Source organism: Paraburkholderia sp. BL21I4N1 (assembly GCF_002973525.1).
GTDB lineage: Bacteria > Pseudomonadota > Gammaproteobacteria > Burkholderiales > Burkholderiaceae > Paraburkholderia.
In genome coordinates this window covers 218967-230586 of record NZ_PVEN01000003.1, presented here as the reverse complement: position 1 = coordinate 230586, position 11620 = coordinate 218967, and the positions used below count along the sequence as shown (strand labels likewise).

At 63.1% G+C, this 11620-nt stretch carries 8 protein-coding genes; 5 read left to right on the top strand and 3 right to left on the bottom strand.

What is annotated here, in order from left to right; genetic code table 11:
• Positions 1–115: 115 nt before the first annotated feature.
• The 3 genes from B0G83_RS38565 to B0G83_RS10545 all read left to right on the top strand — a co-directional run bounded on the left by B0G83_RS38565 (position 116) and on the right by B0G83_RS10545 (position 3335).
• Positions 116–262, top strand: a complete 147-nt coding sequence (locus tag B0G83_RS38565; RefSeq protein WP_181156810.1) for a hypothetical protein — start codon at positions 116–118, stop codon at positions 260–262.
• A gap of 82 nt (positions 263–344) precedes the next feature.
• Positions 345–797, top strand: coding sequence for a GDP-mannose mannosyl hydrolase (locus tag B0G83_RS10550; protein ID WP_105507376.1), 453 nt, complete (start codon positions 345–347; stop codon positions 795–797).
• A 156-nt stretch (positions 798–953) separates the two neighbouring features.
• Positions 954–3335 (top strand): PIG-L family deacetylase, encoded by a 2382-nt coding sequence (locus tag B0G83_RS10545; RefSeq protein WP_105507375.1) that lies wholly within the window; start codon positions 954–956, stop codon positions 3333–3335.
• A 59-nt stretch (positions 3336–3394) separates the two neighbouring features.
• On the opposite strand, the gene B0G83_RS10540 is transcribed toward B0G83_RS10545, so the two are convergent.
• The gene (locus tag B0G83_RS10540; protein ID WP_105507374.1) at positions 3395–4480 is read right to left on the bottom strand and encodes a glycosyltransferase family 4 protein; all 1086 of its coding nucleotides are present in this window, start codon (positions 4478–4480) and stop codon (positions 3395–3397) included.
• A gap of 853 nt (positions 4481–5333) precedes the next feature.
• Here B0G83_RS10540 and B0G83_RS10535 point away from each other — a divergent pair.
• Positions 5334–7283 (top strand): hypothetical protein, encoded by a 1950-nt coding sequence (locus B0G83_RS10535; RefSeq protein ID WP_105507685.1) that lies wholly within the window; start codon positions 5334–5336, stop codon positions 7281–7283.
• Between the two features lie 52 nt (positions 7284–7335).
• Here B0G83_RS10535 and B0G83_RS10530 read toward each other — a convergent pair whose 3' ends face one another.
• Entirely contained in the window at positions 7336–8874 is a 1539-nt protein-coding gene (locus B0G83_RS10530; RefSeq protein ID WP_105507373.1) for an amino acid permease, read from the bottom strand.
• Positions 8875–8942: 68 nt separating this feature from the next.
• On the bottom strand, positions 8943–9719 hold the full coding sequence (locus tag B0G83_RS10525) for an SDR family NAD(P)-dependent oxidoreductase (RefSeq protein WP_105507372.1): 777 nt from the start codon (positions 9717–9719) through the stop codon (positions 8943–8945).
• 261 nt (positions 9720–9980) lie between these two features.
• On the opposite strand from B0G83_RS10525, the gene B0G83_RS10520 reads away from it, so the two are divergent.
• On the top strand, positions 9981–10970 hold the full coding sequence (locus tag B0G83_RS10520) for a helix-turn-helix domain-containing protein (protein ID WP_105507684.1): 990 nt from the start codon (positions 9981–9983) through the stop codon (positions 10968–10970).
• Positions 10971–11620 lie beyond the last annotated feature (650 nt).

Here is an 11620-nt window from a genome sequence, read left to right as displayed (position 1 = left end):
GCGATCCGACGGTAGTTCGTCGTGATATGACAGGGCTGGTGATGATTGGCGCACACAGCATTCGCGCGGCCACGGGTTAGCATGAAACTCGATACGCAGAAGCCGACGCCTTGCTATGAACGGCCTTGCATGGACCTTGCTGGTGCTGGCCGCGATGGTCGGCGCGTTTCTGTTCGCGACGATCGGCGCGGTGTTGCTCGCGCTTTTCCTCGCGAGCGTGACGAGCCGGCTGACTAAAGACGATGAGCATCGCGACTATTAGCAAGGCCGTGACCGTGGCGGCGCGTCGACCGGACCTCGCGCGTTAGCGATAGCGACGCGCCACCTGTTTTGCCGGAGATCACATGCTGACCGAGATGGACTTCCTGGACATCGTCCGCCTGACGCCGCTGATCGCGATCGACCTGATCGTCAGCGATCACGAGGGCCGCGTGCTGATCGGTCACCGGCGCAACCGCCCCGCGCGCGGTACCTGGTTCGTCCCCGGCGGACGCATCCATAAAGACGAAACCCTCGACACCGCCTTCGCACGCATCGCCGACGCCGAACTGGGTATTGCCAGATTGAAGCGGTCGGGCGCGCGCTTCGAGGGCGTGTTCGAACATCACTACAACGACAACTTCGCCGACGAGCCCGACGTGACGACTCACTACATCGTGCTCGCGTATGCGTTGACGCTCGCCAGCACGGCGCCGATCGGGCGGCCCGATCAGCACAGCGGTTATCTCTGGCTGACGCCGACGGAATTGCTCGCGCGCGCCGACGTTCACGACAACACCAAGGCTTACTTCCGCTAACCGCGCCAGCGTCAATCAAGCCGCGCGGCTCGACCGCCGCGCTCGCCGTCCCGCCTGCCCAACCGCTCGCGAACGCGTCCCCACTGTGAGTTCGCCCACGCGCCACGCCATTCCGCTGAAGTATGATTGAGCCCTCCTTCAGGGCATCGAATCATTATGCGATCAACGGCAGCCAGGCTCGTTCGCGTTTCATCCTTTGCTTTGCTTGTGATGGTGTGGCTCGCCGCGTTGCCGGGCATCGCGCGCGCGGCCGGCTGCAGCGCCGGCACACTCGTTACCGTGGTGGCCCATCTCGACGACGACCTGCTGTTCGTCGACCCCGCCATCGCCGAGCATCTCGACGCCGGCTGGTGCGTCACCACCGTGCATCTGATCGGCGGCGCCAACGGCGGCAACTTCGCTTATGTGCAAACGCGCGAACGCGCCTCGCGGCTCGCCTATGCACGCATGGCCGGCGTACCGAACGACTGGATCGAGTCGAACGTGACGATCGCCGGCAAACTCGTGCATCAGATGGTGCTGAAAGCGAAGCCTCAGCTGCATCTGCTCGAATTGCGCCTGCCCGGCGGCGGCGTGCGCGGCGGTCGCGTGCCGCTCGGACTTCTGTGGGAACAACACGCCACGCTCTCCACTTATCCGCTGAACGACAACGGCACCGTACGCGTGCAATACGACCGCGACGGCTTGTCGGCCACACTGCAAGCGATCCTCGCGCAAGCCACGCTCATCTACACGCTCAATCCGGACACCGTGCCGTTCATCGAGCATCCCGATCATATTTACGCCGCGCGTATTACACGGCACGTCGCGCAAACGCTCGGCAAAAGCGTGCCGATTGTCTATCACGTCACCTACCCGACCGGCGGCTGGCCCGCCAATCTTCCTGGCGCCGAAGTGCAGCGCAAGCGCGATATCGTCGCCAGCTATTTTTCGATCGACGGTAGCGAGTCGTCGCATGTGTTCGGCGAGTTTCAATGGGACGGCAACTGGATCGCGCGCCGCTACGCGTTCGCCGATCGCAGCGATCGTCGCGTGGCGGATTTCCAGTCGCATCCGATCCAGCTTTTCAACGCGGCCGCGAGTCAATGCCTGACCTCGACCGGCCCCGGCCGCGCGCCGACGCTCGCCGCCTGTAACAGCTCAACCGATCAGCAGTGGCGCTGGGCGCCGCTCCCCACGTATCCCGGCAATTCACGCAATGCCGCGCTCGTCAGCGTGGCGACGTCGCAATGCATGGCGGAGCGCGACGGCTATCTGAGCGGCGAGACCTGCGATCAGTGGGACATCGCGCAACGCTGGACGCCGTGGGACTTCGGTCTCGTCTATACGCCCATGCGGCATTGCCTGGGCGAAACCGGCGGCAAGCTCACCATGCGCGGCTGCGCGGCGTTGACCACGCGCTTTCGCTGGGCGGCCACGCAGCACACCCAGGCGAACGATCTGCGGCTCGCCGGCGCAATGGCGGGCGACGTGAGCGGTAGCGGCGAGCAATCCGCGGTGTATGTGCAGCGCCAACACGACGGCCCGGGCTTCAATGTCTATGCCGCGTCGCTCGCGAAGAACACGCCGCCTGCGCCGTGGTACGCGAGCGCGGTGCCCTTCGATCCGCAAGCCACCGCACCGAGTTGCGCCGGCAACGCGCTGTGCTTCGACAGCGTGCGTTTTCTACTCGGCGATTTCGACGGCGACGGCCGCGCGGATCTGATGGCGATCACCGCACGTCAAGGCGGCACCGCGTTCTGGCTGCTACGTAGCAACGGCAATCGCTTCGACGCGCCGCGTCTGTGGCTGCAAACCGGGCCCGCGTTCAAGCCGGAACTGACGCAGCAATATGTGGCCGCGGACTTCACCGGAGCCGGCCGCGCCAGTGTGCTGATCGCGCAGCAGCGCGCCGATAGCGGACTCGATCTTTGGGTCGCGGCATCGCAGCGCGCTACCGGGTCCGCACCGACGCTCTTCGCTCAGGCGAAATCCGTCGCGCGGAACGCCGATCTGCTGACGATCGAGGCGCCAGGTTCGCGTGCGTCGCTGGTCGCGGTGGAGGAACGAGACGGACGGCTTGCCGTCACGCCGATTGCCAACGACGGCACGCACATGAACGTCGGCGAACGCAAACTACTGCCGGCGAGTTTCGTCCCTGGCTTCGTGAAGGTCGCGACCGGCGCGGTGCAGGGACCGGACCGCAGCACGCTGATCCTGCTGACTCCGCATCTCGACGGGTCGAACGACGACGCGCTGATCGACGTCGCCACGCTCGACCTGAGCCAACCGGCAAGCGCACCGATCCACGCGGCGGCGTTGCACGGTATGTCGTGGTCGGATGTGTTTCCGGTGTTCGTACGCGACCGGCGCCGCACGGCGCTCGTGCTGTATCGGAGGGTGGACGCGACGCTCGGCAATTTCTATTTCACTGGCGGCGCACCGGCGTTGACGCTCTATCCGGCGGGACAGAATCTCGCGCTCGGCGCCGCGCAGGAATTGGGCGAATTGCCGGGACTGTTTTCGGAGACGCTGCGAATCGACCGCCTCGCGCCATAACGCGGGCGGGACGAGACGACAGGATTCAGGTGGGAAGTAACGCGAAGTACAGGCAGGCGTCAGGCGGAGACTTGCAACGGCTGCACGAATTTACGCGCGATCGTCATATAGCGGTCCGCGGTGTCGTGGAGCGTGTAGCCCGACAGTTGCCGGTCGGCGCGCGGCATGTCGAGCGCATGCAGCAAGGCGTTGCCGTAGGCATCGGGATCGGCGGTATCGACCAGGCTCACACTGCCGAATGCCGTCGCGAATCCGAACGAGGCAATCCGGTTAGCGACAACCGGAATACCCGAGGCCAGCGCTTCCAGAAAACCAATGCTCTGCGCCTCGAAGCGCGACGGCATCGCAAACACGCGCGACGAACGCAGAATCGCGGCCACGTCAGAACGCGGCCCGCACACCTGCACCTTGTCCTGCAAGCCGAGTTGCTCGACGAGCGCCACGACCGCCGCGTGATAGGCGACATCTTCAACGACACCGCACAACAGCAGACGCGCAGCCGGTTCGGTTTGCAGCACGCGTTCGAAAGCACGCACCGTATGCAGTTGGCTCTTGCAATCCATATAGCGGCCGAGCTGGACGATCTGCTTGGCCGGCACGTGCAAAGCGGGCGCCGGCTCGTCGCCGTATTCGGCGAACTGCGAGGCGTCCACGCCATTGGGGATCACCACCATCGACGGATGCCGGCCGATCTCGCGCAGGTAGTCGTCGATATTCTGTTGCGACACGCCGATGATCGCTTGCGCGCGACGTGACAGCAGGCGCTCGGCGCGCTTCAGCGCGCTGTTCTCGAAGTCGTTGACGCCCGAATGCATCACCCACGCGATCGGCGTATGAACCGGCAGCAGGCGCACATACATTGCGGCCAGCGTGGCATGCGCGACGATAAAGTCCGGCCGGAAACGGCGCACCACGCGATACAGATGCAGCAGCTTGCCGATTCGCCCATGGCGAACTTCGGGAAACATGCAGGTGACACCCGCCGCCTGCAATTCGGCGCGGATATCCGCGAAGTCGCTCTGCTGCGGCAGCAGCGACGTCATACAGACTTCATGGCCGCCACGCTGATGATGAATGGCGAGCCCTTTGACGAGTACTTCTGCCCCGGACAACCGCGGTGCGTGAACCAGTTGAAGAATTCTCACGATTGATCTCTCTGGATAACCGCCTATTTTGCGCAACGGATGAAGAAGTCGATCCCGCCAAGTTCGGGCCCCAAATGACGCCGGCTTCCCATCATCTTTTATCTGGCGCGTTGCCGGTACGGAACGCGCCATGGTCTCGTTAAAACGGCGACAGGTTCGCTAAACATTCCGAGTCGCGAAGAAACCTTACACCGAAGGTACAGCGCTTCTCCGCCATCTCCAAGGCTTCTCCCGCTATGCAATGAGCGCTAACGCCCATTTCTCTGCGGATTAGGCGCCTCACTTAGTTAGGTATCCGTTCCGTAGATCTTCGACCCTATTTCAACATGGCGGAAAAGCACTAGTTTCTCCTTACATAAATTTTGATGAGAACAATGCAATTAGTACCGCGTATTTGTTCATACGTAACGACTCGTTACTTCTTTTAAACAGACGAGTCGGTATGGTGACGGTCGATTCTTCCCAATCGCTGCTTTATGTTACTTACAGCACAGTAAAAGCTGCATTGATCAGTGCAGCGAGTTCGCACGCTGCGATGCATACGCTGTGCTGCGAAACGTCGGTTGTTTTCGTCGTACCTTCCCCGGGTCGTTCGTTTCCGCCAGGTCAGACGTGACTCACGTCACGGTGGATTCGTACGACTTGAAATTCACTGCAGAGAAACGTGTTTGGGGCCGACAACCCGGGAAGGCATCACCCTGGCGCAACCGGATCGTTGCGCACATCAGATGGCCAGTGCCGACCCTTCGTTGATCGGCCGGTCTGCAAATGAACCCCGTTGTTCGCCCGGACTCCCCACGCGCCTTGCGCGATGAGTTGGGCGAATCATCAGCAACGCAAGGCTTACAGATCGATGAAATCGCAACTACTCGTACTCTCGACCCTTTCGCTCGCGCTCGCAGCCTGTGGCGGCGGTGGCGGCGGCGGTAACGGCGCCACCAGCACGGCGGCGACCCAGGCCAACGGCGGCACCACCGCCAACGGCACGAACGGCACCGGCGGCACGACCGGCAGCGGCAGCACCACGCTGAACGCGGCGGGCACCTCCAACGCGGCCATGAGCTGCGCGGCGCCGGCCAACTCGTCGGGTTCGGGCAGCGCCACGCTTTCCGCCGACACGCCTAGCGCCGACGGCACCCGCATCTTCCCGTCGGGCAGCACGTTCCAGCTCGCGTTCACCACCAACGTGCCCGGCGCGGACACGCTGAACTGGGCCGTCACGGACACGCTCGGCAAAGTCGCGGCGAGCGGCAGCGCACCGGTGCCGAACGGCTCCACCACGATCACGCTGAATTGCTCGTCGACGCTCGCCGGCTATTTCGCCGCGACCGGTACCCTGGCAAAAAATGGCGGCCAGTTGCCGCAAGCCGGCACGCGGCCGGTCGGTATCGCCACCTTCGGCGTGCTGGCGAATCTGTCCGGCGTCGTGCCGGCGGTCACCTACGCGCGCCAGGAGCAACACCGCTTCGGCATGCAGGGCGCGAACGACAACGGTCCGGTGCTCGCCGACCTCGGCATCTCGTCGACGATCGACGACCGCGAGATGTCGACCATGGAGCCGAATGGCGCCAACACGTTCAACCCCGCCACCAGCACGCTCGATCCGTTCTACAAGTCCGGCAACGTGATGCGCCTGATCCGCCTCGACGGAATTCCGGCGTGGGCGAGCAGCACCGGCGCGTTCCAGGACGACGTCAGCGTGCCGACCAACCTGTCGTACTACCAGAACTACATGAGCCGCGTGGGCACCGAATCCAACACGATTCGCTCGACCTACTTCCCGAATCAATCGGCCAACTATTACCAGGTGACGTGGGAGCCGAACGAGTTCTGGACCGACACCGACGCCAACTTCGTCGCGCTGTACCAGTCTGTCTATCAAGGCCTGCATTCGACCGATCCGCACGCGGTGGTGATGGGCCCGACCGATGCATTCCCGAGCCTGACCACGACGCGCCTCAAGCGCCTCGCGCCGCTCGGCTTCGGTCAATACATCGACGCGGTCGCCACGCACGGTTACTACGACGCCGGCACCTCGCCGTCGCATCCGCCGGAGCGCTACGACAGCGATCCGTCGACCGCGTCGGGTTCGCTGCGCGGCCAGATGCAGGCGCTGCGCGCCGAAATGGCCACCGACTACCGTCCGGGTATGAAGCTGTTCTCCACCGAAGCCGGCATCAGCTACGACCTCGGCAGCGCGTACGGTCCGAATTACCCGACCGCCAACGTGCTGTACGCGCAAGCGGCTGTCGCGGCGCGCATGCACATCATCACGCTGGGTGAAGGCGCGAATCAGACGTACGTGTTCTACGGCGCGGATTATCCGGGCGAAGTCGGCTACGGCACGTTCTTCGATCTGAACGACGCGCAAGGCGCGTTCGGTGCGAGCAACATCAGCCCGAAACCGGTCGCCATGGCGCTCAGCGCCATGACCCATACGCTCGACGGCACCACGACGCTGGGTCCGGTGAACGGCGCGCCGAACGGCGTGTACGCATACGCGTTCCAGCAACTGAACAACGGTGCGGTGATTACGGCTTTGTGGACGCACAACAATAACGCGTGGAGTGCGAGCAGCGGTTTCAGCTCGACCTATAGCGTGCCGTACACCCTCACCGTCGATGCGCCGGGTACGAACGGTACGGTCAAGCTGATAGACATGATGGGCAATGCGTCGACCGTGAACTACAGCAACGGTGCGTTGACGCTGAATCTGACCGAATCGCCGGTGTATGTGGTGTCGAATAACGCGTCGGTTGCTCAGGCGAACTCGACCGTGCCGGTGGGTTACGTCGGTATGTAAATGACGGGATGTAGGCGGGTACCTGGATGGTTCGAAGGTACTCGCTACTCGCTCAGCTTTCTCCCAACTGCCCTTCCAGACCGCTCAGTTCCTGTTCGCGCTCCTTCGACAGCTTGCCGATCGGCGGCCCCGCGAAGCTCTTGCGCACGCCTGCGCCGTACCAGATCGCCAGCAGCACCGCGAGCAAACCGACGATCACGTACACCACTTTCTGATTCGGCGGCTGCATGCCAACATACGCAAGCACCAGCGCACCGAAGACCGCCGCGACCGCGAACGGCTTCGACAGCATGCCCAACTGGAACGGACCTTTCTCGGTCCACGTGCGGCCTTCGGCGAAAATGCCGGCGGCAATCGGCATTGCGTACGAGATGAACAGGAACACCGCGCTGCCGGCACTCAACACCGTGAAGGCATCGCCGTACAGTGTGACCACGATCGCCAGCACCGCCGACGTCCAGATCGCCGCGCCCGGCGTGCGATGCGTCGCGTTCACTTTACGCAGCCACTTCGAGGCCGGCAGACCGCCGTCGCGGGCAAACGCGAACATCATCCGCGAGGTCGATGTCACCGCCGCGAGACCGCATACGTAGTTGATGAAGAACATCAGCAGTTCGATCACGATGCGCAACGGCCCCGGAATCGGCGCGAGAATCGCCTCGAAGAAGCCCGTGCCCTGCTTCACTGCCGCGCCGATGTCCGGCATCACCAACACAAAGGCGCAGACCATCACGTAGCCGAAGGTCGTCGACCAGAATACCGAACCGACGATGCCGCGCGGCACGTTGCGCGCCGCCTCGTGCGTCTCCTCAGAGGTGTGCGCGGAGGCATCGAAGCCGGTGATCGTATAGGCGGTCAGCAGCAGGCCCGACAGAAACGCGACGACCATGGTCTGCTTCGGCCACGCGCCACCCTCCACGCCGGTGAAGTTGGTGAACGTATAGAGACGCGACAGATCGATCTTCACCGGCGAGTAAGCGAGTAGCGAGCCCACCAGCAGAATCGTCACCACGAAGATCAGATAGCCCGACAGGTCGGTGATCTTGCTCGTGATACGAATGCCGCGATGATTGAGAAACGCTTGCGACGCCGTGATCACCGTGAGAAACAGCGTCTGTTGCCACCAGCCCAACGAATCGGGGTTCACGCCGAACATCGGCGCGATCAGCGTGCGGAAGAACGGATCGTAGGTGCCGTAGTTGATGGCGGCGACCACGAACACGAGGCCGAGTAGATTCAGCCACGCGGTGAGCCAGCCCCACGTCTTGCCGCCGAGAATCGAACTCCAGTGATAGAGCCCGCCCGCGGTCGGATACGACGAGGCGATCTGCGCCATCGCCGCGGCCACCACCAGCGCGAACAGCGAGCCGAGCGGCCAGCCGAGCCCGATCGACGCGCCGCCCGCCGCCGACAATCCCATCTGGAACGACGTGATGCCGCCCGACAGAATGCAGATCAGCGAGAACGACACCGCGAAGTTCGAGAATGCGCCCATGCGGCGGGACAGCTCCTGCGCGTAGCCCATCTTGTGCAACAGCTTGACGTCGTTGTCGGCGGAATCCGTCGACGGCACGGCCGGGTTGATGTCCATGACGCGATCCTTTGAACAGGGTGAAAACGAAGCGTCGTCGCGGCCGGGCCGCGCGACGCGCTAGCGGCTCACGCGGCCGTGAAGCAGTTATCGACGTACAGGTGGGCGCCGTTGACGAAACTGGCGTCGTCGCTGGCAAGGAACAGCGCGGCGCGCGCGACTTCGTCCGGCGCGCACAGACGGCCTTGTTGCACCGACAACGCCGCTTCGCTCGCATCGAAGCCGTACTTCGCGAGCGCGCTGATTTCGCGGCGGCCGTGCGGCGTGTCGATGAAGCCGGGACACACCGCGTTGCAACGAATACCGCGATCGCGATACTCGACCGCGATGGAACGCGCGAACATCGCGCACGCGCCTTTGGTGGTGCAATAGAGCACTTCGAGCGGCGTCGCCGCCACCGACGAGATCGACGCTGTACAGACAATCGACCCGCCGCCCGCGGCGAGCATGTGCGGCAGTACCGCGCGCGTCATCATGAACATGCTTTTCACGTTGACGTTCATGAGCCAGTCGTAGTCGTCGTCTGTCGTGTCGATGAACGGCTTCACGACGATGCTGCCGGCGTGATTGAACAGCACGTCGATGCGTCCGAAGCGCGCGACGATGTTGGCGACCGCGGTGTCGACGGCGTCGCGCTTGGAGACGTCGGCGGCGAAGAGCTCGGCGATGCCGCCTGCCGCGCGAATTCGCGTGACCACTTCTTCGCCCGCGTCGGTATTGATATCGACGACCGCGACCTGTGCGCCTTCCCGTGCGAACAGCAGCGACGCCGCGCCACCTGCGCCGGTCGCGCCGCCTGAGACGATGGCGATCTTGCCGTCCAGCCTGCCTGCCGATTGGGTCATGCGTGACTCCTTCCTGGTGCATTGCGTTGTGCACAAAGTAGGCGCGGCAAAAAGCGGCGACTATCCAAAATTGGCAAAAAGTAAAAATCCCGTAAAAATCCGCGTTGCTGACGAATGCATTACGACCGGACTGAAACGCTTGCCGGATCGATGGCGATGGCCCTCCGCGTGCCGCTGGGCGCCTTGACGCGATGGTTTTTTTTTCGCATACACTGGGCAGCACGTGGCTTTCGGGGAGTGCCAACGAATCGGGAGAAGCCTATGCAACCGGTCAATCGGACAAACAGTGCAGTCGAGATTCGCCGTTGCCGCAACATCGACGAACAGGCGATGTTGCTCGATGCATGGAACCAGAGCTATTGCCAGATTTCGCGCGGCACGTTCGACGGGTCGGTGAGTTCTTTTTTTGCCGGCGGCGTGCGGGTGCTGGTGGAACGGTTGAATCGAACGGTGTATCAGCGCGGGCAGGTGGCTGGGTCGCGGGTGGCGGTGGGCATTCCGTTTCAGTTGGAAGGGCATGCGCTGCTGTGCGGGCAAACGAGCCATCGCGATGGTTTGCATGTTTTTTCCGGCGATGGCGGTTTTGAGTTTTTGTCGCCGGATAAACATGTGGTGGTGAATCTTGAGATCGAGCCGGAGGCGGTTGAGGATACTTTCGTGCGGGCGCAGCTTGAGGAGATTGCGGCGCGGCTGGGGACTCGGCCTGGGGTGTTGAATGTCGATCCTGCCAGATTGCAGGGGTTTCGCGAGGTGCTGATGCCGTTGCTCGATGCGGTGGCTGCTACGCCTACTCTGCTCGATGACGCGGGGGTCGCGGCTGCGTTTGAGAAGTCGGTGATTTTTGGATTGGCCGAGGTGGTGCCGCAGATGCGGGTTGGTGATGTGCACGCGCATTTGCATTCGCATGGCGAGGCTCGGACTGCGCGGAATTGGCAGCTAGTGCGGCAGGTTCGCGGGCTGGTCGAAGAGTCGCCGGATTGTCCGCTTTCTGTTGCCGAGCTCTGTGCTCGGTTTCGGGCTAGTCGCAGGACGCTGCAGTATGCGTTTGAAGATACGGTTGGGGTTAATCCTTCGGCCTATATTCGGGCCGTCAGGCTGGATCATGTTCGGCGTGGGCTTCGGGGCGCTCAGTCTGTTACCGAAGTCGCTACGCGGTGGGGGTTTTGGCATTTTGGGAACTTCTCTAATGAGTATCGGGGGCAGTTTGGGGAGTTGCCTTCTGAGACTTGGAGGAGGGCTCGCGGTGTGTAATGTTGAGGCGGTGGGTTACCTGCGCGGTGCTTTTGGTTGTGCTCTTTTTTGGTGTTGGCCTTTTCTTGCTTTGGTAGTGGTCTATTAGCGTTGCCCCTGTGCGGGGCGGCACTCACTTTCTTTGCCGCCGCAAAGAAAGTAAGCAAAGAAAGCGGGCTCACACCGCCAGCTCATAAGCGGCTCCCCCGCGCAGTCTCGGTAGTGGTGCATCTGGAATCCGGCCTCTCGCACATTCCGCGTTCGTGGCACGGCAGTCATTCCTCCGGCGGCGCTTCGCGCGCCGCGGCGGTCGTTCACGCACGACCCCTGCTAAGCGGGTCCACCGCGCAGCAGCGGTAGTGGTGCATCTGGAATCTGTGTTCCCGCACATTCCGCACTCGTGACACAGCAGTCATTCCTCCGGCGGCGCTTCGCGCGCCGCGGCGGTCGTGCACGCATGACCCCTGCTAAGCGGGTCCCCCGCGCAGCAGCGGTAGTGGTGCATCTGAAATCCGTGTTCTCGCACACTCCGCGTTAGTGACACAGCCGTCATTCTTCCGGCGAAGCTTCGCGCGCCGCGGCGGTCATTCACGCACGACCCCTGCTAAGCGGGTCCCCCGCACAGCAGCGGTAGTGGTGCATCTGGAATCTGTGTTCTTGCACACTCCGCG